Origin of the sequence: Arthrobacter sp. zg-Y750 (genome assembly GCF_020907365.1) — a bacterium.
GTDB lineage: Bacteria > Actinomycetota > Actinomycetes > Actinomycetales > Micrococcaceae > Arthrobacter_B.
The window spans coordinates 106260-131949 of the sequence record NZ_JAJJOC010000008.1 but is presented as its reverse complement, the minus strand read 5'-3'; the positions used below and the strand labels follow the sequence as shown (position 1 = coordinate 131949).

At 66.1% G+C, this 25690-nt stretch carries 30 protein-coding genes and 3 tRNA genes; 11 read left to right on the top strand and 22 right to left on the bottom strand.

The window, feature by feature from the left end:
* Positions 1-8: 8 nt before the first annotated feature.
* Entirely contained in the window at positions 9-1298 is a 1290-nt protein-coding gene (locus LOC57_RS06155) for an adenylosuccinate synthase (RefSeq protein ID WP_146359322.1), read from the bottom strand.
* A gap of 218 nt (positions 1299-1516) precedes the next feature.
* On the opposite strand from LOC57_RS06155, the gene LOC57_RS06150 reads away from it, so the two are divergent.
* The 3 genes from LOC57_RS06150 to LOC57_RS06140 all read left to right on the top strand — a co-directional run bounded on the left by LOC57_RS06150 (position 1517) and on the right by LOC57_RS06140 (position 3778).
* Positions 1517-2110, top strand: coding sequence for a hypothetical protein (locus LOC57_RS06150; protein ID WP_229958712.1), 594 nt, complete (start codon positions 1517-1519; stop codon positions 2108-2110).
* 429 nt (positions 2111-2539) lie between these two features.
* A complete protein-coding gene (locus LOC57_RS06145; protein ID WP_229958710.1) occupies positions 2540-3013 on the top strand; it encodes an excalibur calcium-binding domain-containing protein in 474 nt (157 codons plus the stop codon).
* 81 nt (positions 3014-3094) lie between these two features.
* Entirely contained in the window at positions 3095-3778 is a 684-nt protein-coding gene (locus LOC57_RS06140) for a class F sortase (protein ID WP_229958708.1), read from the top strand.
* A 23-nt stretch (positions 3779-3801) separates the two neighbouring features.
* Here the strand turns inward: LOC57_RS06140 and LOC57_RS06135 are convergent, their stop codons facing one another.
* The gene (locus LOC57_RS06135; protein WP_229958706.1) at positions 3802-4425 is read right to left on the bottom strand and encodes a GyrI-like domain-containing protein; all 624 of its coding nucleotides are present in this window, start codon (positions 4423-4425) and stop codon (positions 3802-3804) included.
* A gap of 285 nt (positions 4426-4710) precedes the next feature.
* Between LOC57_RS06135 and LOC57_RS06130 the strand changes: the two genes are divergently transcribed.
* Entirely contained in the window at positions 4711-5235 is a 525-nt protein-coding gene (locus LOC57_RS06130) for a CGNR zinc finger domain-containing protein (protein WP_227926012.1), read from the top strand.
* 70 nt (positions 5236-5305) lie between these two features.
* Here LOC57_RS06130 and LOC57_RS06125 read toward each other — a convergent pair whose 3' ends face one another.
* The 8 genes from LOC57_RS06125 to LOC57_RS06090 all read right to left on the bottom strand — a co-directional run bounded on the left by LOC57_RS06125 (position 5306) and on the right by LOC57_RS06090 (position 13504).
* On the bottom strand, positions 5306-5734 hold the full coding sequence (locus LOC57_RS06125) for a DUF3151 domain-containing protein (RefSeq protein ID WP_227912465.1): 429 nt from the start codon (positions 5732-5734) through the stop codon (positions 5306-5308).
* Entirely contained in the window at positions 5734-6753 is a 1020-nt protein-coding gene (fbaA, locus tag LOC57_RS06120; protein WP_227912466.1) for a class II fructose-bisphosphate aldolase, read from the bottom strand. Before fbaA ends, LOC57_RS06125 begins: the two co-directional genes overlap by 1 nt.
* Positions 6754-6886: 133 nt before the next feature.
* The gene (locus LOC57_RS06115) at positions 6887-8056 is read right to left on the bottom strand and encodes an ABC transporter ATP-binding protein (protein WP_227912467.1); all 1170 of its coding nucleotides are present in this window, start codon (positions 8054-8056) and stop codon (positions 6887-6889) included.
* 52 nt (positions 8057-8108) lie between these two features.
* Positions 8109-9851 carry an ABC transporter permease gene (locus LOC57_RS06110; RefSeq protein WP_227912468.1) on the bottom strand — a complete coding sequence of 581 codons (1743 nt, stop codon included), beginning with the start codon at positions 9849-9851 and terminating at the stop codon, positions 8109-8111.
* 72 nt (positions 9852-9923) lie between these two features.
* Positions 9924-10982: an ABC transporter substrate-binding protein gene (locus tag LOC57_RS06105; protein ID WP_227912469.1), complete on the bottom strand. Its 1059-nt coding sequence runs from the start codon at positions 10980-10982 to the stop codon at positions 9924-9926.
* Positions 10983-11116: 134 nt separating this feature from the next.
* Positions 11117-11839 (bottom strand): response regulator, encoded by a 723-nt coding sequence (locus tag LOC57_RS06100; RefSeq protein WP_229958704.1) that lies wholly within the window; start codon positions 11837-11839, stop codon positions 11117-11119.
* Positions 11836-12816 carry a sensor histidine kinase gene (locus LOC57_RS06095; protein ID WP_227912471.1) on the bottom strand — a complete coding sequence of 327 codons (981 nt, stop codon included), beginning with the start codon at positions 12814-12816 and terminating at the stop codon, positions 11836-11838. The genes LOC57_RS06100 and LOC57_RS06095 overlap by 4 nt, the downstream gene beginning before the upstream one ends.
* 73 nt (positions 12817-12889) lie before the next feature.
* A complete protein-coding gene (locus tag LOC57_RS06090) occupies positions 12890-13504 on the bottom strand; it encodes a TrmH family RNA methyltransferase (protein ID WP_229958763.1) in 615 nt (204 codons plus the stop codon).
* 204 nt (positions 13505-13708) lie between these two features.
* Between LOC57_RS06090 and LOC57_RS06085 the strand changes: the two genes are divergently transcribed.
* Positions 13709-14461 carry an HAD-IIA family hydrolase gene (locus tag LOC57_RS06085; RefSeq protein WP_227912923.1) on the top strand — a complete coding sequence of 251 codons (753 nt, stop codon included), beginning with the start codon at positions 13709-13711 and terminating at the stop codon, positions 14459-14461.
* A gap of 28 nt (positions 14462-14489) precedes the next feature.
* On the opposite strand, the gene LOC57_RS06080 is transcribed toward LOC57_RS06085, so the two are convergent.
* On the bottom strand, positions 14490-15584 hold the full coding sequence (locus LOC57_RS06080) for an alpha/beta fold hydrolase (protein WP_229958702.1): 1095 nt from the start codon (positions 15582-15584) through the stop codon (positions 14490-14492).
* A complete protein-coding gene (gene pyrE / locus LOC57_RS06075; RefSeq protein WP_229958701.1) occupies positions 15565-16134 on the bottom strand; it encodes an orotate phosphoribosyltransferase in 570 nt (189 codons plus the stop codon). Before pyrE ends, LOC57_RS06080 begins: the two co-directional genes overlap by 20 nt.
* A 125-nt stretch (positions 16135-16259) precedes the next feature.
* On the opposite strand from pyrE, the gene nadE reads away from it, so the two are divergent.
* The 3 genes from nadE (at position 16260) to LOC57_RS06060 (ending at position 18837) form a co-directional block, all read left to right on the top strand.
* Complete coding sequence (gene nadE / locus LOC57_RS06070) at positions 16260-17081, top strand: ammonia-dependent NAD(+) synthetase (protein ID WP_227912474.1); 822 nt, start codon at positions 16260-16262, stop codon at positions 17079-17081.
* 101 nt (positions 17082-17182) lie between these two features.
* Positions 17183-17986 (top strand): exodeoxyribonuclease III, encoded by an 804-nt coding sequence (locus tag LOC57_RS06065; protein WP_227912475.1) that lies wholly within the window; start codon positions 17183-17185, stop codon positions 17984-17986.
* 2 nt (positions 17987-17988) lie between these two features.
* Entirely contained in the window at positions 17989-18837 is an 849-nt protein-coding gene (locus LOC57_RS06060) for a hypothetical protein (RefSeq protein WP_229958699.1), read from the top strand.
* Between the two features lie 19 nt (positions 18838-18856).
* Here the strand turns inward: LOC57_RS06060 and LOC57_RS06055 are convergent, their stop codons facing one another.
* The 8 genes from LOC57_RS06055 to LOC57_RS06020 all read right to left on the bottom strand — a co-directional run bounded on the left by LOC57_RS06055 (position 18857) and on the right by LOC57_RS06020 (position 21787).
* Positions 18857-19468 (bottom strand): hypothetical protein, encoded by a 612-nt coding sequence (locus tag LOC57_RS06055; protein WP_229958697.1) that lies wholly within the window; start codon positions 19466-19468, stop codon positions 18857-18859.
* A complete protein-coding gene (locus LOC57_RS06050; RefSeq protein ID WP_227912478.1) occupies positions 19465-20052 on the bottom strand; it encodes a DUF6286 domain-containing protein in 588 nt (195 codons plus the stop codon). Before LOC57_RS06050 ends, LOC57_RS06055 begins: the two co-directional genes overlap by 4 nt.
* The gene (locus LOC57_RS06045) at positions 20049-20423 is read right to left on the bottom strand and encodes a hypothetical protein (RefSeq protein WP_227912925.1); all 375 of its coding nucleotides are present in this window, start codon (positions 20421-20423) and stop codon (positions 20049-20051) included. The genes LOC57_RS06050 and LOC57_RS06045 overlap by 4 nt, the downstream gene beginning before the upstream one ends.
* An 11-nt stretch (positions 20424-20434) precedes the next feature.
* Positions 20435-20626 (bottom strand): DUF2273 domain-containing protein, encoded by a 192-nt coding sequence (locus LOC57_RS06040; RefSeq protein WP_227912479.1) that lies wholly within the window; start codon positions 20624-20626, stop codon positions 20435-20437.
* Positions 20627-20698: 72 nt separating this feature from the next.
* Positions 20699-21196, bottom strand: coding sequence for an Asp23/Gls24 family envelope stress response protein (locus tag LOC57_RS06035; protein ID WP_227912480.1), 498 nt, complete (start codon positions 21194-21196; stop codon positions 20699-20701).
* 253 nt (positions 21197-21449) lie between these two features.
* A tRNA-Phe gene (locus tag LOC57_RS06030) sits at positions 21450-21525 on the bottom strand.
* A gap of 56 nt (positions 21526-21581) precedes the next feature.
* A tRNA-Asp gene (locus LOC57_RS06025) sits at positions 21582-21655 on the bottom strand.
* A gap of 59 nt (positions 21656-21714) precedes the next feature.
* Positions 21715-21787 (bottom strand) — tRNA-Glu (locus LOC57_RS06020).
* 145 nt (positions 21788-21932) lie between these two features.
* Between LOC57_RS06020 and LOC57_RS06015 the strand changes: the two genes are divergently transcribed.
* Together LOC57_RS06015 and LOC57_RS06010 are read left to right on the top strand one after the other, a co-directional pair.
* Positions 21933-22292 (top strand): metallopeptidase family protein, encoded by a 360-nt coding sequence (locus tag LOC57_RS06015; protein WP_227926053.1) that lies wholly within the window; start codon positions 21933-21935, stop codon positions 22290-22292.
* Between the two features lie 9 nt (positions 22293-22301).
* Positions 22302-23240, top strand: coding sequence for a cation diffusion facilitator family transporter (locus tag LOC57_RS06010; protein ID WP_229958695.1), 939 nt, complete (start codon positions 22302-22304; stop codon positions 23238-23240).
* Positions 23241-23277: 37 nt separating this feature from the next.
* On the opposite strand, the gene LOC57_RS06005 is transcribed toward LOC57_RS06010, so the two are convergent.
* Complete coding sequence (locus LOC57_RS06005) at positions 23278-24282, bottom strand: universal stress protein (RefSeq protein WP_227912482.1); 1005 nt, start codon at positions 24280-24282, stop codon at positions 23278-23280.
* A gap of 190 nt (positions 24283-24472) precedes the next feature.
* Between LOC57_RS06005 and LOC57_RS06000 the strand changes: the two genes are divergently transcribed.
* Positions 24473-25066, top strand: a complete 594-nt coding sequence (locus LOC57_RS06000; RefSeq protein ID WP_227912483.1) for an FAD-binding protein — start codon at positions 24473-24475, stop codon at positions 25064-25066.
* Here the strand turns inward: LOC57_RS06000 and LOC57_RS05995 are convergent.
* Positions 25063-25680: a copper resistance CopC family protein gene (locus LOC57_RS05995; RefSeq protein ID WP_229958762.1), complete on the bottom strand. Its 618-nt coding sequence runs from the start codon at positions 25678-25680 to the stop codon at positions 25063-25065. The genes LOC57_RS06000 and LOC57_RS05995 overlap by 4 nt on opposite strands.
* Positions 25681-25690: the final 10 nt, after the last annotated feature.

Here is a 25690-nt window from a genome sequence, read left to right as displayed (position 1 = left end):
CAAGGGACCTACTCGTTGATCAGGTCCCGCACCACAATGGTCTGGTCCCGGTCCGGGCCCACGCCGATAGCGGAGAACCGGGTGCCGGACATCTTTTCCAGCGCCAGCACGTAGTTCCGGGCATTTTCGGGCAGGTCCTCCAGGGTCTTGGCCCCGGTGATGTCCTCGGTCCAACCGTCGAAGTACTCGAAGATCGGCTTCGCGTGGTGGAAGTCGGTCTGCGTCATCGGCATCTCGTCAAAGCGCACGCCGTCGACGTCGTAGGCCACGCATACGGGGATCTTCTCGATGCCGGTGAGGACATCGAGCTTCGTCACGAAGTAGTCCGTGAACCCGTTGACGCGGGACGCGTGGCGGGCCAGGACGGCGTCGTACCAGCCGCAGCGGCGGGGCCGGCCGGTGTTCACACCGAATTCGCCGCCGGTCTTCTGCAGGTACAGGCCCATGTCGTCGAACAGTTCCGTGGGGAACGGTCCGGCGCCCACGCGGGTGGTGTACGCCTTGATGATGCCCACGGCCCGGTTGATGCGGGTGGGGCCGATGCCCGAGCCCACGGACGCGCCGCCGGCGGTGGGGTTGGAGGAAGTGACAAACGGGTAGGTGCCGTGGTCAACGTCCAGGAAGGTGGCCTGGCCGCCCTCCATGAGGATTACCTTGCCCTCATCCAGGGCAGTGTTCAGCTCATAGGTGGAGTCGATGACCATGGGGCGCAGCCGGTCCGCGTAGGAGAGGAAGTACTGGACCATCTCTTCGGCGTCAACGTCACGGCGGTTGTAGACCTTCAGCAGCAGCTGGTTCTTCTGCTTCAGGGAGCCTTCGACCTTCTGGCGCAGGATGGATTCATCGAAGATGTCCTGCACGCGGATGCCCAGCCGGGCGACCTTGTCCATGTACGCCGGCCCGATGCCGCGGCCGGTGGTGCCGATGGCCCGCTTGCCCAGGAAGCGTTCGGTGACCTTGTCCATCACCTGGTGGAACGGGGCCACCAGGTGCGCGTTGGCGGAGATCCGCAGCTTGGATGTGTCTGCGCCGCGGGACTCAAGGCCGTCGATCTCGGCGAAGAGCGCCTCAAGGTTCACCACGCAGCCGTTGCCGATCACGGGAATGGCGTTGGGGCTGAGGATGCCTGCAGGCAGCAGCTTGAGTTCGTATTTTTCACCGCCGACGACGACGGTGTGGCCGGCATTGTTTCCGCCGTTGGGCTTGACGACGTAGTCGACGCGCCCGCCGAGCAGATCGGTGGCCTTACCTTTACCTTCGTCGCCCCACTGGGCGCCGACGATGACTATAGCTGGCATGGGATCCTCCCCCATTAGTTACGGGGCAGAGCTGCTAGGTGCAGATCCGCTACCGTGCATGAGAACGCCCCTGAACTCGCCGGTCAAGCCGTGATGGCCTGGCTACGCGCAAGTCGCGGGGCTCTTACCTGCCAAGTTTAGCCGATCACGCTTTGCCCGCCCCGGAATTACGACATCAGGGGCAGTATCCGGTGCGGCGGCGCAGGTACCGTAGCGTCATGGACCGATTCCGCGGGTACATTGCCGGGCTGGGAACCTCCTCCGGTGTGCGGCTGGTGGTGGGGCATTGGCTCGACTCACCCTTTGGTGCCTTCACGGACGTTATGGCGGAGCACGACGACGGCGTCCGGACACTGCTCGCCCCCTCAGACGCGGTGGCGGAGTATGTGGGCGGGACGTACCGGTTTGACCGGACCGTGGTGGCACCGGTGGACGCGGTGCTGTCCGCGAGCGCATTGCGGGTGGCCGCCGGTCCGCTGCGGCTGGAGGTGGAATTGGGTCCGGTGACGGTTCTGGGCCGGCTGCTCGAACATGTGCCGGCTCCGCTGGCCGTTGCGCCATGGTGGCTGCGTGCCGTCAACCCCGTGGCCGGATTGATTGTTCCCGGCGTGCAGACCGCCGGTTCCGCCGGCGGTGGGCGGCGGGAGTTCTACGGCGTCCGGTCCATCCGCTCCCTCGTTGCAGCGACGGCTGCCTGGGACGGTGCTGATCTGGGGCAGCTGCGCCGGATCGATCCGCCCGTGAAGTTCGGTTTCAGCTCCGTTCCGGCCACACCACAGATGGTCGCCGTCACCACCACGATCCTGCCCTGAGACCACCACCCGGCGTTCATAGTGCACCTAATGCCGTGTGGCCCCACCCTGGGCAGCATTAACTGCACTATGGAATTAACTGCACTATGAACGCTCTGGGCGGCACTTGACGGCCCGTGGCGGCGGATTCCCTGCAGTTTGGGAAATCCCCTCCAGTTTGGGCATTTCCTGCCACTGCGCAGCGCAGGGATTTCCCAAACCGGTCGATTTTTCCCATCCCGGAGCTTTTAACCTGCCTGACAACCCCAGACAACCCCACCCACCCGTCCTGGGTTGTTGCCGGAGGACAACTTTTGCCCGTGCGAACTAATTGGCGGCTCTGCGGACCAATATCTGCCTGCGGGGAAGCGCGCCGATTACGCGAGTACCTACGCTTTCAGGGTCATCCTCTCCTGGATGCCCTCCTTTACTCAGAAAGCAGGGAATCGCATGAAAAAGACGACAGCAGGACTCACTTTTACGGCCATCACCGGGTTCGGGCTCCTCACCGCCGGACCGGCGCTGGCGGTAGATCCGGCAATGGCCAGCCTTCCTCCATTCGCAAATTGTGACGAGGCGCGGGCAGAGGGACGTACCAACATCCCATCGACCGACCTTCGATTCAGCCCCGGCTTGGACCGCGACGGAGACGGCATCGGGTGTGAAGAGGACCCGACCGAGCCGCCCACTCCGTCCCCAACACCGACCCCCTCCCCGACAACCGTCCCACCAACCGTGACCCCTACGACGCCCGTAACCCCGGGCGGGCAGGTCGGCCAGATGCCGGCTGGCGGGGCCAACACCGGCATCACCCAGGAGCCCGAGGAATCCAATGCCGGAATCCTTGCCCTGAGCGGTGGCCTGGTCCTGGCTGCGGCCGCCGGCGGAACCTACGTGGTGCGCCGCCGTCGTACAGCTGACTAAGACCCACCGTTTACACCGGACTCTCCGAAAACCAACAGGACATCCCATGGCACATGCATCCGGCACTGGGGACGGACAGACATGACCAGCACCGTTAGGGGCGGCCGCCGCAGGGGCCTGCGGGCAACTGCGGCGGCTGCCGTCCTGCTTCCGGCAATGGTCCTCGCCGGGGGATGCGCCGCGAACTCGGACCCTAAGGGTGGGGTTCCCCTGCTGGCTCCGTCGCCGTCGGCCACGGCACAGGTGTCGTCCCTGCCCGCGGCCCCGGTGACGTCCGCCGAGCCCGCCGCACCCCCACTGCCAGAGTCCACGCCGGTGTCGCTGACTATCCCCTCGATCGGCGCGCAGTCGAAAGTGATCCGCCTTGGCCTCGATGCCCAGGGCGCGCTGGAAGTGCCGCCGGGAGAGCCCGGGTCGCCCGCAGGATGGTACGAACACTCCCCCACCCCGGGTGAGCTCGGCCCTGCCGTGTTGCTGGGCCATGTCAACGCCGAGGGCGGCGGACCCGGAATATTCGCGGACCTGCGCCGGCTGGCCGCCGGGGACCGGATCGAAGTTGCCCGCGAAGACGGCAGCACGGCTGTATTCACGGTGCAGGCAGCGGAGCAATACGCGAAGGACAATTTCCCCACGCTGAAGGTCTACGGAAACACGGCAGGCCCTGAACTGCGCCTGATCACCTGCGACGGTTACGATCCGGAAACCGGAAAGTTTGACGACAATTACGTGGTCTACGCCGTGCTGGCACCGGTAGACGTGCAGTAACCCTAGGACGGTGACCGGGCGGATTACCCCGAATCCGGCCGGACCGGCTGGCGCAGCACCGTCCGCAGTTTCGCCGGGGCGGTGCGCCGGGGATCGTTCAGGTAGACCTCGTGGTGATCGCCGTTGAACGCCAGATCATGTTCCGGCATCCAGGCATCGTGCAGCCGCGCCAGGACCGGCGCCTCGTCGTCGTAGGGGCCTACAAAAAGGATCTGCGCGGACAGCCCTTCATCGAGGGGCAGCAGCCGCACCCGGTCGATGCCGGGCGGATCCTTTTTCGCGGCCACCGCGGCCACCGCCTGTTCCACCATCCCGGCGGTGATCCATTCCGGCTGGGCAATCAATGCGGTCCAGTCCCACGAATCCTTGTCCCCGGCAGTGAACGCGCTCATGTCCGCCGCCCGCCATAGCGCTTCGAGCGGCGGCACCGTGAAGTCCTGCTCCAGCTCGTTCTTGGACCGGAACTTCACTGCGTACGCGACGGGATAGAGGCACTCCAGGGCCTGGGCGTATTCGGGCGAGATATTCGGGTTCCCGTGTCCATCCACGGCCAGGTACTGCAGGTGCGGCACCTGCACCAGGGTGAAGTCCCGCCGGCCGGGCGAGTACAGCTCCGGGTAGGACTTCCGGAAGTCGAACTTATCCATGCCCGCACCGGCCTTTCGCGTCGGGTCCAGCCTACGCACCGTCCCCGGCGGTGCACTACACCCCTACTACCCGGCTGATGCCCGCGGGAACAACCTGTGCCGGGGACTGCAGATCCACCCGCCGTACCCGGCACTGCGTACACCGGACATAGAGGAGGACGCCGGCGGATACCTGGTGGCGGGATTCCGTTATCCAGGAATGTTCGTGGCTGACACCAACTACTTGGAGATCGTGGTTCGAGACCGGACTGATATGCATGGACTCAACAATGCTGTAATGGCCTTATGCATCTCAACCCTTACGGCGAGTACGCCGTGCTGCTGGCCGCGTCACTGGCGAACAACTGGCCGGGCAACCGGGACGCCCTGGTGGAGCGGACGTTGGAGGCCGGCATGACCATGACCTTCCCCGCCCGCCCGGACGATCTTGCGCGCACCCGCACCTTCATTGACGAGTGGCTGGCAGTAGTGGACACACCTGCTCCGGAGCAGCGGGCGGCACTGCTGAACGCGCAGATGGCCGACGCCGCGGCCTACCCACGGCTCACGAACCACGACGGCGAAGGCTGGCACCTGCACTACCGCGACAATGACGAATCCCTGCCGTCGGTGCTGCGGGCCATCATCAGCGTCGGGACTTCCCTGCATCTGGTCACCCGCGGCATGCACCGGCTCGGACGGTGCGCCGCGGAGCCGTGCCGAGCGGTGGTTGTGGACGTCACCCGCAACGGCCGGCAGCGGTATTGCTCGGTCCGCTGTGCCAACCGGGCGGCTGTCCGCCGGCACCGTTCCCGCCCCCAAGCCGGATAAGGATGGGCAGGCGGGCACAAAAAACCGGCGGGCCCTGCCTCAGGGACCGCCGGTTTTCCAGCAGGAACGGCTAGAGGGCCTGGCCTTCAATGGCTGCCTTGGCCTGCGGATCGGAATCGTCGAGGAACTTGCGGATCCGGTCCACTTCCTCGGTCTCGCCGATGGCTGCTGCGGCGCGGCCGAGGGCGTACAGCGAGCGCAGGAAACCGCGGTTGGGGACATGCGACCACGGGATGGGGCCGATGCCGCGCCAGCCGGCACGGCGCAGGGAGTCCAGTCCGCGGTGGTAACCCACCCGGGCGTAGGCGTAGGACTCGACGTTCCGGCCCTCCTCGAACGCCTCGTCGGCGAGTGCAGCCCACACCTGGGAGGAGGTGGGGTACTTGGCGGCAAGGTCCACCGGTTCGTCGCCTGCTTCCAGGCGGGCGACGACGTCGGTCTCCTCAGGCAGGTACGTGGCGTCGGGGCCGAGCAGGTTCTTGCGGAATTCGTCTGACATTAGAGCGCCTTGCCTGCCGATCCGAGGTTCTGCGCGGCTTCGACCACGCGGGCGGCCATGCCCTTTTCGGCGGAGGCACCCCAAACACGCGGGTCGTACTGCTTCTTGTTGCCCACTTCGCCGTCCACCTTCAGCACGCCGTCGTAATTCCGCAGCATGTGGTCGGCCACCGGGCGGGTGTACGCGTACTGGGTGTCGGTGTCGATGTTCATCTTCACGACGCCGTAGGAGACGGCGTCGGCGATCTCCTGGGCGGAGGAGCCGGAGCCGCCGTGGAAGACCAGGTCAAAGGGCCGGTCCTTGCCGAGGGATTCGCCGACTGCGTCCTGGATCTCCTTGAGGATCTCCGGGCGCAGCTTCACGCCGCCGGGCTTGTACACGCCGTGCACATTGCCGAAGGTCAGGGCCGTGAGGTAGCGGCCCTTGCTGCCGTCGCCGAGGGCTTCGATGGTGGCCATGCCGTCCGCCACGGTGGTGTAGAGCTTTTCGTTGATGGCGTTTTCCACGCCGTCCTCTTCACCGCCCACAGTGCCGATTTCCACTTCGAGGATGATCTTCGCGGCAGCGGTGCGCGCCAGCAGTTCCTGCCCAATGCGCAGGTTGTCGTCCAGGGTTTCGGCGGAACCATCCCACATGTGCGAGTTGAAGATGGGGTCCTCGCCGCGCTTCACCGCAGCTTCGGACGCGGCCAGCAGCGGCAGGACGAAATCTTCGAGCTTGTCCTTGGGGCAGTGGTCGGTGTGCAGTGCAACGTTCACGTTGTAGCTCTTGGCTACTTCCTTGGCGTACGCCGCAAACGCGAGGGAACCGGCAACCATGTTCTTCACGGTGGCGCCGGACCAGTAGGCCGAGCCGCCGGTGGAGACCTGGACAATGCCGTCCGAGCCGGCCTCGGCGAACCCGGCCAGGGCTGCGTTCAGGGTCTGCGAGGAGGTGACGTTGACTGCCGGGTAAGCGAACCCTCCTGCCTTGGCACGGTCGATCATCTCGGCGTAAATCTCCGGGGTTGCAATAGGCATGCTGACTCCAAGTGTCGTGCGGCAGGGCCTGGCGCCCTCTCTGGCTTCCTACATCCTAGCCACAAGTACCCGCGCGGCATCAGGTGCGCCCGGCGGATAACCGCGGCCGGTTGAGGGGCGGCAGGTCCGGGGCCTACCCCTGCTCTGGCAGCATCAGCCAGGAACGGTCCGGGTTGATGTCCACATGCACGTAGGTTCCGGCTTCCATCAGGTCCTCAGGGGCAGGATCACTGACCACGGAGGTGACGTTTCCGGCCTCGCTCTCCACGTCATACTCAATCCAGGAACCGTAAAAAACAGAGTTCAGCACCCGACCGACCCGCCCGGATACCTGCCGCTCGACGTCGGAAGCCGCCGGCTCGATCTTGGTCACCGCCACCGATTCAGGCCGGACCAGCAGGGTTGCGGCGGAGTTGTCGGTGACGGCATCGTGCGCGGGCACCAAGTACTCGCTGCCCAGGACCGTCACCTTCGCCATCTTGTCCCCGGCGGTCCCTGATACAACATGTTCCTGGATATCGATGAAATTGGCCCGACCGATGAAGTCGGCAACAAACACCGAGGCGGGGCGCCGGTACACCTCGGTGGGAGCGGCAACCTGTTCGATCCGCCCCTGCCGCATTACGACGATCCGGTCCGAGAGCGTCATGGCTTCATCCTGGTCATGCGTCACGTAGACGCTCGTGATGCCGAGCTTGTGCTGGAGGCTGCGGATCTCAGTGCGCATCTGGACGCGCAGCTTGGCATCGAGGTTGGACAGCGGTTCGTCGAAGAGCAGCACCTTGGGCTTCATCACCATGGCCCGTGCCAGGGCCACACGCTGCTGCTGACCGCCGGAAAGCTGGTTCGGAGCACGATCCGCGTACGGGGAGAGGCTCATGGAGGCGAGGGCGAAGTTGACCTCTTGCTCAAGGGTTTTGGCCGGTGTTTTCTTCAACCGCAGCCCGTAGGCGACGTTGTCGAAAACGCTCATGTGGGGAAAGAGCGCGTAGGACTGGAAGACCATCGACATGGGCCGCTTATCCGGAGTCAGGTTGACCATGTCCTCGCCGTCGAGGGTCAGCTGCCCGGTGGTGGGCTGCTCGAAACCGGCGATCATCCGCAGCGTTGTGGTTTTGCCGCAGCCCGACGGGCCGAGGAGGGTGATGAACTCTCCAGGGCGGATCACCAGGTCAATGCCGTCTACAGCGGGGGCGGCATCCGGGCCGGCGAAGGTCTTGACCAGGTTGTGTAGGCGAAGCTCGCCCGTTTCCGCCGGTCCGGTGCGTGCGGTGGGCCGGTCATCAAGTGTTGTGCGTGCCATGCTGTCCTCAGGTTCAGGTAGTCAGGGTGGAATTTTGGCGGGGTGCTGATGGTCAGCGGGAGCGGGTTTTGACCCTGGGTTCGCGGATCAGGAGGTTCATCAGGCCGATGACCGTCAGGACAATCGCAATCAGGATGGTGCAGTAGGCGAAGGCGTTGCCAAAGCGGCCCGCGTCTACCTCCGAGAGGATCTGGGAGGTCATGATCTTGGTTTTGGGCGTGGTGATGAAAATGATCGGCGACAGCGTGGTCATGGCCCGGGCGAACGCATAGGTGAGGCCGGAGAGCAGGGCAGGCCGGATCAAGGGCAGGGTTATGGTGCGGAACGTCGTCAGGGACGAGGCACCCAGGGAAGTGGACGCTTCGTCGATGGCAGGATCAATCTGCTGCAGGGCGGCGACGCCGGAGCGCTGGCCCGAGGGCATGGAGCGGATCACGTAGACCATCACAATTGCGAGCGCACCGCCGAACATTCCCGCGCCTCCAGCCAGCGCCGGCAGGAACTGCAGGTTCCCGATGATGAAGGGCTTGTTGAAGGCGACGGCGTACCCGATGCCCAGGACAGTGCCGGGCACGGCCAAGCCGAGCATGCCGATGAAGTCCAGGACGCCCCTCCCACGATTGACCTTACGGACAATCAGCCAGGCCATCACCATGCCCAGGACGCCGGCCACGGGGGTGGCGATGAGCGCCAGGATGGTGGTGGTAAACATGGCATCCGAGCCTATGCCCGAAAGGACATAACGGTAGTTGGCCAGGGTGACGCTGTTGTTGATGCCCAGGATCTTGGTGAAGGCACCCACGAAGACGGTGAGGTAAATGCCCACGATCAGGGCTGCGACGAGTCCCACGAAGGCCAGCAGCGGGACCCGGCCGGCCGCAGAAGTGATCATCAGGATGTTGCCCGACGGTTTGCCGGAGACCGAAACCACGCTCTTACGTTCGGCCCAGTACCGCTGCACCAGGAACACCAGGAGGCCGGGCAACAGCAGGACGAGCGAATAGGCTGCCCCGGCGGCGACGTCGTATTCCCCCGTGATCGCGATGTAGGCGCGCGAGGAAAGGACGGTGAAGTCGCCGCCGATCACCAACGGGTTGGCGAGGTCGGCAATGGCCTCGACAAACAGCAGCAGGAAGCAGCTGGCGAAGCCCGGGACGAGCATCGGGATGGTCACGCTGCGGAAGATTTTCCATTTGCTCGCGCCCAGGTTCGCCGCGGCCTCGTCCAGCGAAGGATCCAGGCTGCGGAGCATTCCCAGCAGGTTCATGTATGCCACCGGGAAGAAGGACAGCGACAGCACCAGGGTGAGTCCCGTCAGCCCGTAGATGTTGTATTCCAGGCCGAGGAGCTTGTTGGTGACCAGCCCGCCGCGCCCAAAAAGGGTGATGACGGCAGTTGCCACGGCGAACGGCGGGGAAACAATGGGCAGCAGGGCAATCAGGTGGAGGAGTTTCTTGCCCTTGAACTTCAGCCGCGCCTGGGCGTACGCGAAAGCGAAGCCGATGACCGTGCCAACTGTCCCCACCAGCAGGCCCAGCACCACGGTATTGAGCAGGATGGTCCGGTTGGTGCTTGAAGTGAAAATCCGGCCGAGGGTTTCACGGCCGTCCGAGCTGAAGGCCTGGGCCAGGATCCGGACCAGCGGATAGGCGATCAGCACGGCGAGGATGAGCACCACCAAGGCGATGACCACCTTGGTGAGCGGATCCAGGCGGGCGCCGGCCGCCCTGATCCTGCTGCTCCGGCCCGGTGCGGGGACGGGAACAGCAACCGGCTGCAAGGTTTCTAGACTCACGAAAATCTCCTACTGTGCACGGCCGGGGTCCCGGCCGTGCACCTAGTGGATAAAAGGCATGGCAGGAGGCGGCTACTCTCGCGGTTGGGCAGCGATCTCGGCGTCGAAGCGCTGCGTCAACTCCTTCTTGGCCTTCGAAGCGGCATCGAAGTCGTAATCGACCAGCTTCACCTCGTCGAGGTTGACCATGCGCTCATCCCTCGTTGAGTCCGGATTGGTGGGGATCTGGTAGGAACCGACAGTGACGCCGAGGTTCTGCGCCTCGGGGGTCAGGGTCCAGTCCACATATGCCTTCGCAGCAGCGGGATTCTTGCTCCCCTTGACCACGCCCACCCCGCCGATTTCATAACCGGTGCCTTCTTCGGGGAAGGACACCACCAGATCCGTCATTCCGGCCTCCTGGTACTTCACGCAGTCATGCGAGAACACCAGGCCTACGGCAACTTCTCCGCGCCCTGCCGTCTGGCCGGGTGCGGTGCCGCTCTTTGAGTACTGCAGGATGTTGTTGTGCAGGCCGCGCATGTACTCCATGGCCTTGTCTTCATCTCCGCCGTTCAGCGTGACCTGGGTCCACAGTGCCGTGAAGGCCGTTCCGGAAGTGGAGGGATGCGCGGTGGAGACCTGTCCCTTCAACTTCGGATCCAGCAGGTCCCGCCAGGATTCCGGGGCGTCCACGCCCAGCTTGTCCAGGACGGACTGGTTGGAGCAGAACCCGAGGGCGCCTACGTAGACACCCGTCCAGTACCCGTCGGCGTCCTTGTATTTTTCCGGGATGGCATCTGCGTTGGGTGAACTGTACTGCTCAAGCAGGCCGGCATCCCGGGCCATGCCGTACCCGTCCGCCGGTCCACCGTGCCACACGTCAAACTCCGGGGAGTCCTTGGCTGACTCCAGACGGGCAACGGTTTCTCCCGAGGAGAGCCGGACAAAACTGGTTTCCACTCCGGTTTTCTCCTGGAAGGCCGCCGTCATGGCCTGGCACCAGTCCTCCATGGCCCCGCAGGCCACGGTCAGGCTTCCCCCGAGCTCCTCACCTTCGGAGGCGGGTTCGGCGTCGTTCACTACACAGCCGCTCAAGGCGAGCAGCGCAGCGGTCCCCATAGCGAATGTGAGCGCGGCTTTGCGCTTCATGGCGTCCCTTTCGTTGAGGGGCGACTCTGCCCCTGACTACGCGGCCGGGTAGCACCGGCCAAGCCCCAATCTATGGAGGGAACGCACCCAGCCGGTGCCCGGTTCGGTCACAGTTGGTCACAGTGCCGTGACTTTTACAGCGACGGCGCCTTCGTGCCCGGCCTCGCCGGCACCGGTGCCGTGAAGGTCAACTGATACCCGGCGCCCCGCACCGCCCCGACCGCTTTCTGATAACCGTGTTCGGCCAGTTGGAGCCGCAGCCGGTAAACCGCCGTCTTCAGCATCTCCTTGGCCCCGGGGCCCTCCTCCATTTGCCAGCCGGCCAGCAGGAGGTGGCGGAAGCTCACCGGTTTCCCCTGTTCCGAGGCCAGCCTGACCAGGAGACGGAATTCCGTTGGTGTCAGGTTGAGGATCCGCCCGTTCAAGCTGGCCGAAGAGCCGGCAATCTGCAGCGGCCCGTACACCAGGGTCCCCGGTGCAGGTTGGCTTCGGGTACGCCGGACGATCGCCTCGGCGCGGAGCGCGAGTTCGCGGGGATGGAACGGCTTGGTGACATAGTCATCCGCTCCGGCTTCCAGTCCTTCCACACGGTCTTTGGTCTCCCCGCGTGCGGTGAGAAGGAGAATGGGAACGCTGCTGACCTCCCGGATACGGCGGCACAGGCTCAGCCCCGATGCCTGCGGCAGCATAACGTCCAAAACCAGCAGGTCCAGGTCCCGGACCTTGAAAATCTGCCAGGCCTTCTCCGCATCGCGGGCCGTTACGGTTTCGAATCCCTGTGTTTCCAGTGCGAAGCTGACGATGTCGATCATCTGCGGTTCGTCGTCGACCACTAGGGCAAGGGGCTGGGCGGTCATTGCAGTGCTCCGTTCCTGCCGGCTGTGACGGCCGGTTGGGGCGTTTCCCGCGGAAGGCTCAACAGCATGGTTGTCCCGCGTTTGGGTGTGCTGTCCACAAAGATGTCACCTCCGTGCATTTGCACGATCGCCCGCGTGATCACCAGCCCAAGCCCCGTTCCGTCGCGCAGCGGACGGCCGCTTTGGAACCGTTCAAAAAGCTGCTGTCTTTCCTCGTCAGGAATCCCGTCGCCGTCATCCGAGACCGAAATGAGGATCTGTGCGTCTGCGTTGACCACCCTCACCGTGATGAGCTTGGCGTTGTAGGCATGCCCCACAGCATTGTTGATGAGGTTGGTCAGGGCCTGGCGCAGCAACTGCGGATCGGCCCAGACGCGCGGCGGAGCTCCGGGACAATCCAGTGCGAGCGGCAGCCCGTGCAGGTGCCGGAGTTCGGCGATCACGGAAGCACTGAGCGTACGGAGGTTGACCCGCTGGGGGTGAAGCGTGAACATTCCAGCGTCCATCCGTGCCTGGGCGAGGAGGTCCTCCGCCAGTGCGATCACGGAGTGGCAGTTGGAACTAATGGTCTCTACGAACCGCGTCTGACTGGCTGTGAGCGGCCCCGGTGATCCTTCGGCAAGCAGGTCCGAAGCGCCCTTCATCAGCGCCAGCGGAGTCCGGATCTCGTGGCTGACCACGGAAATCTGATCGGCATTGCGGCGGGCAATGCTGCGCAGCCGCTGCACTTCGGCCCGGTCCGAGGCCCAGGCCCGCAGCAGGAGGTAAATGACGAACAGCGCCAGCACCAGGATGGCTTCCAGCACTCCGGCCTCCTCTGCGAGGAGGCCGGAGGGGCCCAGGGCTGCTGTGGCGGCCGCTGTCAGGACCAGGAGTATGGCCACTCCGACGACGGAGGCTCGGGGCAGTTTTGCCCGCACCAGCGGAACCAATCCGGCCAGCGGAACCAGAGCGACGAAATACCATAGCCAGTCCACCCTGTGATCCTAGTCGCACCCGAACCGCGGCCGGTTTTTGCGTGCCCGACCGTCGTACCCGCCCGCTCCCGGGTTAGCCGGCCTTCTGGCCGAAAACGTGGCGGCGGATCCAGCTGTGCATGGCGATGGCCGCGGCCGAGCCGGCGTTGATGGACCGGGTGGAACCGAACTGGGCAATGGACAAGGTGGCGTCTGCGGCGGCGTGGACCTCGGGGCTCAGGCCCGGTCCTTCCTGCCCGAACACCAGGACGCAGTTTTCCGGCAGCTCATAGGTTTCCAGCGGCACGGAATCGGGAAAATTGTCGATCCCGATGATGTGCAGGCCTTCGCCGTGCGCCCAGACGACAAAGTCCTCGACCGTGGGGTGGTTGCGGATGTGCTGGTAGCGGTCGGTGACCATGGCGCCGCGGCGGTTCCACCGGCGTCGTCCGATGATGTGCACTTCCTTGGCCATAAACGCGTTGGCGGTGCGGACAACGGTGCCGATGTTGAAGTCGTGCTGCCAGTTTTCGATGGCCACATGGAAGGGATGCCGTTTGGTGTCCAGGTCCGCCACGATCGCGTCATGTTTCCAGTACCGGTATTCGTCCACCACGTTGCGGGCATCGCCGTTCGCCAGCAGTTCCGGATCCCAGTGCTCCCCTTCGGGCAGCGGCCCTTCCCAAGGGCCTACACCCACCTGGTGCATTGGGGCGGCGGTTGCATCCGTGGCGTCATCAAGGGGTTCCCGGGGGCTGCTGTCTATCACCCTTCCAGCCTAAGGTGAAAGACTGGCTGTGCCCGCCGCAGCGTGCCCGTCACGGGCCGGTTGTGGGCGGGGCCACCTAGGCAATGAAGCGAGAAATGGGAGACCGTGGGCGAAAACGAGAACATTGAGTGCTGGCTGACGGACATGGACGGTGTCCTGGTCCACGAAAACCATCCGATTCCGGGCGCGGCGGAGCTCATTGAGCGCTGGGTAGCAACGAGCAAGCGGTTCCTGGTGCTGACCAACAACTCCATCTACACGCCCCGGGACCTGGCCGCACGGCTGCGCGCCTCGGGCCTGGAGGTCCCGGAGGAGAACCTGTGGACCTCCGCCCTGGCCACAGCGGAGTTCCTCAAGGACCAGGTCAAGAACTCCGGCGCCCCGGGCCGCTGCTTTGTGGTGGGCGAGGCCGGGCTGACGACGGCGCTGCACGAGGCGGGCATGATCCTCACGGACACGAACCCGGACTATGTGGTGCTGGGCGAGACCCGCACCTACTCCTTCGGCACCATCACCAAGGCCATCCGGCTGATCCTGGGCGGCGCCCGGTTCATCGCCACGAACCCGGACGTCACGGGCCCTTCGCAGGAAGGCGTCCTGCCGGCCACCGGTGCCATCGCGGCGCTGATTACCGCGGCCACCAAGATGGAGCCGTACATTGTGGGCAAACCCAACCCCATGATGTTCCGTTCCGCCATGCGCAAGATTGACGCGCACTCGGAGACCACCGCCATGATCGGCGACCGGATGGACACCGACATTGTGGCCGGCATCGAAGCGGGCCTGCACACGGTGCTGGTGCTCAGCGGCATCACGCAGCGCGAGGACATCAACCGGTACCCGTTCCGGCCCACGCAGATCATGAACTCGGTATCGGACCTGATCAACACCATCTGACCGGGCTCCGTCCGCGGCTGCAAGCCGGTCATTCCTCCGGCCGGACACCGCCGGAGGGGGCCGGCTCGTAAAGCCGCAATACCTGCAGCAGGACCTCTTCGTAGATCTCCGGGTTCCACTGCGGGCTGGCATGTGCGGGGCGGGCCCCTTCGGTCACCGGGGAACCGGGCAGCAGGTTCGAACCGAAGGCGTCCGTCCAGCCCGCCCGGGCCGACGCGGAATTCACGGTTTCATCCCGCGGATTCCCGATGAACGCGGCCTTGGTGCCGGCGAGCGCCGCCGTGAAGCGTGCGGCGCTGAAGTGGTAGATGAACGAGGCCTGGGACTGGATGAGGGTGCTGGAAGGGGCCAGAGGTGAGAGCTGGGCCAGTGTCTGTTCGCCGATGGTCCGCCAGGACCGCTCGTCTTTGTGCACCAGGCGCTCGCCCAGTTCGTAGCCGCCGCGCAGTCCCAGCGGCACCCGGTAGCCGGCGTCGTACAGGAACACCGCTCCCTCGAACATGGCCCGGTCCAGGACGTCCTTCTTCCCGGACGGGCTGGAGTCCAGGATGATCAGTTCGACGGCGACGCCGCGCTCGCGCAGGCCGGCCGCCACCTGCACGGCCACCATGCCGCCGAAGCTGTGCCCGTAAAAGTAGATCCGCTCCAGCCGCAGGTCGAGGATGCAGCGGTGGACGGCGTCGAGGATGTCCTGCACCCTCAGGCCCAGGTTCGAGTAGCCAACCGCGGCCAGCTGTCCGCGGGTGGTGAGCGCCGGGCGCAGCGAGCCGAGGATCCAGCGGGTTTCCTCCCAGCTGATTTTGTACCCCGGGAAAAGGAACCACATGGCCCGGGGAAACCTCCGCTGCGCCTCTTTGTCCGGCACCCGCAGGATTTCCAGTTCCTCGCGGTAGCGCTGGATCCGCGAGGTGACGGCCAGGTCCGTGGCCAGCAGCAGTCCGGCGGCGGAACCGGCCAGGAACCGGCGGCGGGAAATCCGGTGCAGGTCTGAGACCTTGCGGAGGAATGCTCCCGGGTCGCCGGGCGTCCCAGGGGCGGGCAGCATTTCCGGGTCCCGGACGCTCTCCGGTTCCGGGTCGCCGCTGCCGCGCCGGTTGCCGCGGCTACTCGAGGCCGAGTTCATCCTTGCCGAACACAAACAGGTACGGCACCCCGGCCTCGGCCTCGATGCGTTCCTTGGCACCGGTATCCCGGTCCACAATCACGGCTACGGCCACCACGTTGCCGCCGGCCTTCCGCACACCCTCGACGGCAGTCAGGGCCGAGCCGCCGGTGGTGGAGGTGTCCTCAAGGACCACCACGTTGCGTCCGGCGACGTCGGGGCCTTCCACCTGGCGGCCCATGCCGTAGGACTTCTGCGCCTTGCGCACCACAAAGGCGTCCACCGGGCGGCCCGCGCGGGCGGCGGCGTTCATCAGCGCGGTGGCCACCGGATCGGCGCCCATGGTCAGGCCGCCGGCGTTGGTGAATTCGATTCCTGCGCTGTCCAGCAGTTCCAGCATCACCTCGCCCACCAGGGCGGATGCTTCGTGCTGCAGCGTGACGCGGCGCAGGTCTATGTAGTAATCGGCCTCTGCACCGGAGGACAGCACCACCTTGCCGCGGACCACCGCCAACTCCTGGATCAGGTCCAGCAGACGGGTACGGGCGGGCGCAATGGCGGGCGATGTCATGCCTTAATCCTAGCCATGGCCGTGCCGCGCACGGATGTTTGTGCATCTTTGCGACGGCGCGGCGGACCAACTCGCGCCGGCCGTTGCCCGGGCAGGGCGCCGGTGACGGATATAGGCTGAGGTCCATGCGGAAACTACAAGAGGAAATCATTGCCGAATTGGGAGTTCAGCCCACTATTGATGCGGCCGCGGAAATCCGCCGCCGGGTGGACTTCCTCAAAGAATATCTGCACGCCTCGCACACCAAGGGCTACGTTCTGGGCATCAGCGGCGGCGTGGATTCCACGCTCGCCGGCAAGCTGGCCCAGATGGCCGTGGATGAGCTGAAGGCCGAAGGTACCGAGGCAACGTTCATTGCCCTGCGCCTGCCGTACAAGGTCCAGCATGATGAAGCGGACGCCCAGGCTGCGCTGGAATTCATTGCCCCCGACCAGTCCCTGGTCTACAACGTGGGCCCGGCAGTGGACGGTTTCGAAGACGAGTACGTGAAGATGACCGGCGAGAAGATCACCGATTTCAACAAGGGCAACATCAAGGCCCGGGTGCGCATGACCGCGCAGTACGCCGTGGCAGGCCAGCACAACCTGCTGGTGATCGGCACGGACCACGGCGCCGAATCCGTTACCGGTTTCTTCACCAAGTTCGGCGACGGCGGCGCGGACCTGCTGCCCCTTTCCGGCCTGGACAAGCGGCAGAACCGTGCACTGCTGACCGAGCTGGGAGCCCCGGAGAAGCTGGTAGCCAAGGCCCCCACCGCCGATCTGCTCGATGACAAGCCCGGGCAGACGGACGAGACGGAGCTGGGCCTGAGCTACGACACCATTGACGGCTATCTGGAGGGCGAGGACACCCCCGCCGACGCGGCGGAAAAGATCGAGGCCCGCTTCGTGATGACCCGGCACAAGCGCACCATCCCGGTCACGGTGCACGACACCTGGTGGAAGTAACACCTGACCCTGCCTGTGCTGCACCGCACTGCGCCGCGCATCCGGCCCCGCCGGGCCCGCGGCGCAGTGTGGGAGCGGGCCGGATTGGGTAACGTAGCAGTGTGAAGATTGCTACCTGGAACGTAAACTCCATCCGCGCCCGAGCCGACCGCATCGAGGCCTGGCTGCAGCGCTCCGACGTCGATGTCCTGGCCATTCAGGAGACCAAGGCGAAGGACGAGAACTTCCCCTGGGAACTGTTCGAGAAGAACGGCTACGAAGTGGCGCACTTCGGCCTGAGCCAGTGGAACGGCGTGGCCATTGCCTCCCGCGTGGGCCTCGACGACGTCGAACGAACCTTCCCCGACCAGCCGCACTTCGGCAAGACCGCGGAGACCACCGTGGCCGAAGCCCGTGCCATCGGTGCGACCTGCGGCGGAGTGCGCGTGTGGAGCCTGTACGTTCCCAACGGCCGGGCGGTGGAGGATCCGCACATGCCGTACAAGCTGGAATGGCTGAAGACCCTCAAGAACCATGCCGCCGAGTGGATCACCAAGGATCCGTCCCTGGAACTGGCCCTGATGGGTGACTGGAACATCGCCCCGGAAGACGACGACGTGTGGGACATCGACTGGTTCCGCGCCCAGAACGCCACCCACATCACCGATCCCGAACGGCAGGCCTTCAAGGACTTCCTCGACGCCGGCTTCACCGACGTGGTCCGTCCCTTCCACCCCGGGCCCGGCGTCTACACCTACTGGGACTACACCCAGCTGCGTTTCCCCAAGAAGCAGGGCATGCGCATCGACTTTGTCCTGGGCTCCCCCGCCCTGGCGAAGCGGGTCACCGGCGCGGTGATCGACCGGGAGGAACGCAAGGGCAAGGGCGCCTCGGACCACGCTCCCGTGATTGTGGAACTGGACTAGCCGTGGCGCGGCATCCCTCGCTGTACCGGACCTTCCCGTTCGTCTCTTACCTGCGGGTCTACGAGCCGCTGGATGCCTTCGATGACGTCCAGCAGCTGGCCATCATGGAGCAGCGGGCCCGCGGCCGGCACGAAACCGAGGTCCTGGAGCGCACCGACGCCGTCCGCCGGCTGGTACGGGTGGTTTCGGATCCGTTTCCGCACAACGCCACGGACCTGGTCCGGGTGCTGCACTACCCCGCGCAGGAGGGGGTGACCAACCGCCTTTACTGCCCAAACCAGCTGGCGGTGCGCACTTCCCTGGCTGCTGAATCCCTGGGCGAGTCCATCCGCGGACCGCTGGTGGACGTGCTGGTGCCCGAGGTGGCCCGCGAGGCCCACGCAGCGCGGCTGAATCCGGATTCCTTTGCCGATTCGCTGGCCAAGCTGCACACCCGCTCCGCTACCTGGGGGGTGCCGTTCGGCTGGTTCGTGCTGCTGCACGAGGAGGACCACACCGAAGTGGTGGAGGACGACGGCCATGTGCAGACCGTGCGGCTGTCCGCACCGGTGCTGCAGTGCATCGAACGGGCCCGGGCGGCGTCGGCGTCGCTGTCCATGGCCGCGCCGGAACTGGACCTGCTGGATGAACTCGCGGAACTGATCGCCTGGCTGGAGGTCTTCGACCCGGATGCCGTCCTGGAGTTGGACTACGGCCCGGTGGCGGACCTGGTGTTCCCCGACGATTCGCCCTCGGACGTCCGGTTGGGCATCGAGTCCCTGGCCGACGGCGACATGACCGGCGCGGCCGCGGCCTACCGCCGCCTCGCCTCCCGGTGGATTCCCATCCGGCAGCTGGCCCGGGCCTCCTAGCGGCGGGCGGCTGGCCGCCCTAGCGGACCCGGTCCTCCCGGCCCAGACGGATCCGCCGGCCCGCTTCCAAGCTCAGCAGGACCGGTGTTTCATGACCCAGGGCCAGGTCCAGGCTTTCCACCAAAGCGGTGGCATCAGCGGCAATCAGGTGCGGGGCTGCCCCCTGGCGCGGGGTGATCCGCACCCGCAGGGCACTGCGTCCCCTCACCCGGTAGGTGCTCACTGCGGAACCCGCGACATCCGGGTCCTGCTGCAACGCGTTGCGCAACGCCTGCTCAGCCACGCCGCCGCTGATCGCCACCCGCCCGGGGGCGCCGTCGTCGTCGTATTCGGAGACCAGCGTGTCCGTGCGGCCGCCGCCCTGGGCAGCCATCCACAGCACCATCAGCACTATGCCCACAAAGGACAGCACTGCGGCGGCCACCCAGATCCAACTGGCACCGCTGCCGGGCATGACCGTGGATGAGAAGGCGGCGGCTCCTTCTGTGCCCGCCCGGGCGGCGAAGCCGTGCCAGGCACGGGCAGCGGCCGGCCAGGCGGAAATCAGGGCCAACCCGCCGCCGACACCCATCAGCAGCAGGCCCAGCAGTGCGAGCAGGAAACGGTTCAGGGCCCGCGGTGTGGCGTTCACTGTCCGATCACCCCGGACGAGGCAACCTGCACGCGTACAGCCGGCTGCGGGTTCAACTTGGTCAACTGCAGTTCCTCCTCCACAGCGGCCCGGACGGCCTCGGGGTCAACAGGGGTACCCGACGTCGGCCGGATCTGCACATCCACCGCCGTGCGGCCCACGGTGACCAGCACCTGCTGCGGCGTGACGCCGGCACTGGTGCGGGCGCAGCGGGCCAGGGACGCGGCCAGGACTTCGCCGTCCACCACGACGGCGGCACGCGGGTTGGGCAGCGCGTAGCGGGCACGCCATCCCGGCAGCACCGCCTGCAGGAAAAAGAGCAGGCCGGCAAGGAAGATCAGCCCGCCGGACAAGCCGAGGATCAGCGGGTCAGAGCGGGCGGGCAGGTTCGCCAGCCAGCGCCAGAAGGTGGGCGGGTCGATCAGCCAGGCGTCCTGCCCCAGGGCCTGAAGCACGGTTTCCAGCAGGACATAGGCGAAAAAGAGGATGCCGATGGCTGCCGCGGTCACCGCTGCCGGCGTGCGGGCGGAGTGGGTTTCGCGTTTGACGATCCGGTCCGTCAGTTCAACGTCGGCGCGCTTCACCGCACCCGCCTGCCTTCGGCCGGGAGGGCGCCGGTGATCCGGATATCCACGCGGGACAGCCGTGATCCGGTGAGCTCGGCCACGCGCTGCAGCAGCACCGGCTTGGCGGCGTGCGCCCGCTGCCATACCGTGCCGCCGGCAAGCTCCAGCATGGCCGGCGTCAGGGTATTGAGCGGCGGCAGCGCTATGGGCAGGGATAGGGACAGTGCCAGCAGTCCCTGGTCATCTCTCCACAGCACCCGGATCTGCTGCGCCGGCACACCGAAGTATTCCGCCGCGGCGGCCTTTGCCGTGCTGGTCAGTGCCTGGGTGCTGATCCGGTTGTGCCCGGCGAGGACGGCTCCGGTGTCCAGCGCCGGCGGTGCGGACATAACAGTGCTGCTCACGAAGAGGAGCGGCGGCCGGTCAGGGCGTCCGAAACGCTGCGGAAATCAATCTTGCCCTCCGCTGCGCGGCCGAGCAGCGCGCCGAGGGCAATAAACAGGGCGGTCAGCAGAAAGCCCCAGAAGTCGAATATCAGCGCCGCGAAAGCCAATACGGCGCCCGTTGCCATGCCCACCACAGTTGCTTTCATTTGCCTGCCTCATAACCTGCGTCTAACGGCCAAACGGCCTGGTGCGTCCTTTCGAGGAACGTGCTTTTGACCCTATACCGCTTTGGCGCCGGCCACCGGTTTGGCGGCAGCCTCAGCATTGTCGGTGGGCAGGTGGACATCGGTGATGTCCACGTTCACCTCCACCACGCGCAGCCCCACCAGTTGCTCCACGGATCCGTAGACCGCTGCGCGGACATTGTTGGCCACGGTGGTCAGCGCGTTTCCGTACACGGCAACCAGGGCAATATCCACGGCCACCTCCCGTTCCCCGACCTCCACGTGAACTCCCTGCGTGGCGCTGGAGGCACCGACAGCGTCACGCACGGCACCCAGTGCCCGCCCGGTCGGGTTGCCCAGGGCGAATACGCCGGGCACTGCGCGGGCGGCGATGGCGGCGACCTTTGCCACTGCCTGCTCGCTGATGGCGGTGCGGCCGACGACGACGGCGGCATCAGTGGCGCCGGCGGGGTCAGCAGACGGTGTGGCCGGGGCTGCGTGTGCCGGGGAAACGGGGGTAGTTGCCGGTGATGTGTTGCGAAGCTCATCCATGGCTTCAGCGTATCCCGGGCGCCGGACCTTTGTGCAGGGCGCGTGGCGCGCATGCGGGGAACGGGAATTCCCACGCTTCGGTACCAGAGGGGCCAATGTGACCCCACGGGTAACAGCAGTCCCACAGCGTGGGAAGTTTGGAGCAGCCGCGCCGGCGCTCTCCGAATTGGCGGGACGGGACCCCGGACAAAAGGACCCCGGACAAAAGAAAAACCCCGTCCTGCCTCTTGCGAGGCAGCTACGGGGTTTTAGCTGGTGGCTCCGACCGGCGTCGATCCGGTGACCTTTCGATTTTCAGTCGAACGCTCTACCAACTGAGCTACAGAGCCTGGCATCATCAACCGATGATCACCGTGATCTTCCAAATCGCTTCAGAAAATCTGAGCGACCCTGACGGGACTTGAACCCGCGACCTCCGCCGTGACAGGGCGGCGCGCTAACCAGCTGCGCTACAGGGCCTTGCTTTTCACGAGTGTAAACTCTACCAGATTATTTCCAGCGGATTTACCACTCCTGAGTACCCCCAACGGGATTCGAACCCGTGCCGCCGCCGTGAAAGGGCGGTGTCCTAGGCCGCTAGACGATGGGGGCCAACAGAACACACATTGCTTGAAGCGGCTGGAGAACCAGTCGTTTCGCGCCGTTGTGGACTCTAAAACTATAGGTCTATTTTCCGGAATATCCAAAACGGCTGAGGTGAGGCGTGCGCCACTACAGTGGAAGGGTGCCAATCGAGATGAACCCGGACGAGTTCGAGGCCTGCGTGGAAGCAGCGCTGGACTCGATCCCGGCGGACCTGTCCTCCGCCATGAACAACGTGGCCGTCTTCATCGAAGACGAGTACGTACCCGGCCCGCACGAGGACCCGGACACCGAACTGCTCGGCGTGTATGAGGGCACGCCGCTGACCGAGCGCGACTCGTGGTGGGATGCCGGTTCCCTGCCGGACCGCATTGTGGTGTTCCGGGGTCCGCTGCTGCGGATGTGCTCCAGCCGGGAGGAAGTAGTGGACGAAGTGCGCATCACCGTGATCCACGAGGTAGCCCACCACTTCGGGATCGACGACGAACGCCTGCACGAATTGGGTTGGGGCTAGCCTTAAAGCATGAGCGCCCCCACCGGCCACACGCATTCGCACGGCCTCGGCTCCGGAACCGCCACCGGAAAGCACCGCCGCCGCCTGCTGACCGTTTTCGTCATCACCATGTCCGTGGTGCTGATCCAGGCTGCCGGCGCCCTGCTGTCCGGTTCACTGGCGCTGCTGGCCGACGCCGGGCACATGCTGTCCGACGCCGCCGGGGTGTCCATTGCCCTGCTGGCCGCCTGGATTGCCGGGCGGCCGGCCACGGCCCGGCGCACCTACGGCTACCAGCGGGCCGAAGTCCTGGCCGCGCTGGCCAACGCCGTGCTGCTGATTGTGATTGCCGCAGTCATTTTCATCGAGGCGGTACGCCGGTTGGGAAGCGACGCCGCGGATGTCCACACCGGGCTGATGCTGGCTGCGGCTGTAGTGGGCGGGCTGGCAAACCTGGCGTCCCTGCTGGTGCTGCACTCGGGACGGAAGGAGTCCCTGAATGTGCGGGGCGCCTATCTGGAGGTGCTCGGCGACCTCCTGGGCTCGGCCGCAGTGGTGGTTTCCGCCGTCGTGATTATGGCCACCGGCTACCAGCGGGCGGACGCCTGGGCCTCGATCCTGATTGCCCTGATGATCCTGCCCCGCGCCTGGTCGCTGCTGCGCGAAGTCATTGACGTCCTCCTTGAGGCGACCCCGGAAGGGGTGGAAGTGGCACTGATCCGCGACCACATAGTGTCGGTGGACGGGGTGGCCGACGCGCACGATATCCATATCTGGACCATCACGTCCGGGGTGCCGGTATTCTCCGCGCATGTGGTGGTCGAGGATGAGCATCTGACGTCGGAGGGCATGGACCGGGTCCTGGACCGGCTTACCCGGTGCCTGAGCAGCCATTTCGACACCGAGCACTGCACCTTCCAGCTGGAGCCGGCCAGCCACGCCGTGCACGAGGGCCAGCAGCACGCCTAGCGGCCGGCCTTTCCCGCAGGGAACCCCGCGGCCGGGGCTACTCCATCACCATGGGTCCGAAGTTGGGGCGGTCCAGCAGGCGGGGGTCCTCATGGTCCGGCACCACCATCATGGGCCCCTTGGCATGGTGCAGCACGCTCTGGCTGGTGGACCCGAGCAGCATGCCGGCAAAACCGCCGCGTCCGCGGGTACCCATCACCAGCAGTTCCACCTTGGCGGTGCGCTCCACCAGGATTTCCGGCGGTGTGCCGTCCACCAGTTCAACGCTCATTTCCAGGTTCGGGAAGTGGCTCTGCAGCCAGTCCTTCCCGGCGTCGAGCTGCTCCCGCAGCTCTGCGTGCAGGGCCTCGATGTCCAGCGGCGCAGGCACCCACGCCAGCGAACCGGTGAACGGGGGAAGCGCGCACAGGATGCGCAGCGGCAGGCCCATGCCCTGCGCCTGTTCCGCGGCCACCAGCGAAGCTGCCCGGCCCTGTTCGGAACCGTCCACTCCCACCACCACGGCTTGGTGCACCGCACCGGGATCGGGTGAGTTGGCCGGGGGCCGCACCCCGGAGTCCGGCAGCCGCCCGGCGGTGCGCAGCGGGACCACTACGGTGGGGCACTTTGCGTGTGCGGGCAGGGCGCTGGAAACGGATCCGAGCAGGCGCCCGACAAATCCGCCGCGGCCCCGGGAACCAACCACCATCAGGTCGGCGTCTTCGGACAGTTCCAGCAGCACGGCGGCCGCGTCCCCGGTCTCCACCCGCGGGATCACTTCCACGCCGTAGTGGCTGATGCGCTCGACGGCGTCATCCAGGACCTGCTGCGCGCCCTCGCGGATCATCTCGTCATCCACCGTGGTGTACCCGGCGTCCATGGAGGACGCGGCGAAGATGGGCACCGTGTAGGCGGTCACCACGTGCAGCGGGCATCGCCGCCGCCGGGCCTCCCGCGCCGCCCAGAACAGGGCGCAGATGCTCTGATCGGAACCGTCCACACCCACCACAATGCCCGCGGGTCCTTCCGCACCGTTCCCGGCTCCCCAGGTCGAATCAGTCATGTGCTGCTCCTTCCGGTCCCCAACCGGTACACCTTCCGGCTGTCCTTAGCAGTAGCGTACCGCGCACGGGCTCCGGGCTACGCTACCGCTGGCCAGCATCTGCCTATATGGTTCGGCGGCAGGGCGCTGAGGCTCTGGGGGTGGGCTGAGGTTCCGGAACCAGGACTCTCGGAAAGAACCGCCGATGAACATGCCTGACACAGATACCAACGACGACGCCGCGGCGCCGCTCACTGAACTGACCGGCGCCGTGGTCATCGGCTGCGGCCTCAGCGGCATGGCGGTGGCCCGGGAGCTGAGCCGGCAGGGTGTGGACTCCATTGTCATCCATGGTCCGGTGGCGGATGCGGATGCCATCCGTGAAACGTCCGGAGAGCCCGCGGTTTTCCCCGAGCGGGTGGAGCTGGTGCGGCTGCTGCAGGCCTACGCGGCAGGGCACCACCTTGATGTACGGGAGGATTCCGAGGCCCGGGAGATCAGCCTCGCCTCTCCCGCGGACGGCGTGCTGCCGGCACCGGTGCCAGCCCCCGCCGCGGGGAAATGGGCGGTCCGCACGGGCAGGGAACTGCTCTTGGCGGACTACGTTGTCCTCACCAGCTGCTCCCGGGCCGATCTGCGGAAGCTTTCCCGCGCCGTGGGCGCCGGCTCAGGCCCCGGGGCAGCCACGGCCCTGCGCGGCATTGGCGTGTATTTGGTGGGCGTGGATCCACTGCCCGTCGGAAGCCTCATCCGCCAGGCCCGGGCAGCGGGCGAAGCGATCGCGGACGCCGCACCGCCTGCTTAGTCCTCGCGCAGCCGCCTGCGGACCACCAGGGCAATCAACACGGCAACGGCAATCAGCACCACTACGGCCGGAACCGCCACAAGCCACGGAGATCCGCCCTCCTCCGGCTGGTTCAGGACCGGGGTCTGCGTCATGCCGGTGGGCCCGGCGGCATTGGTCTGCGCCGTGCCGGTAGGTGCACCGGAGGCGGAAACGGAACCGGACCCGGTGTCTGCTCCGGCGGCCACGCTGAAAGCGAAGGTCCCCTCAATGGGATGGGCGTCGGAAGACACAACACGCCACTGCACCGTGTAGCTGCCCGCGGGCGCACCGGGCCTCAGCTGCTGGGTTGCACTGTTGTCCAGGATCCGCACGTCCCCCTCAGCCCAGTCCATGCCTTCCTCGTCCAGCACCCGCACTTCGGAACCGATGGCGGCAGGGACGTTGGAAAAGGTCAGTTCCACGAACTGCGGCGGAGCGGGAAGCACTGCACCGTCCACGGGGGTGGAGCCCGTCAGCTCATCGTGCGCGGCAGCTGGCGGAGCGGTCAGCAGCAACCCGGCAAACAGCGTCAGTGCTGCAACGGCGGCGGCGGCGCAACCGGACCGGGAAAGGAAACTGCGTGCAAAATTCATCACAGCTTCA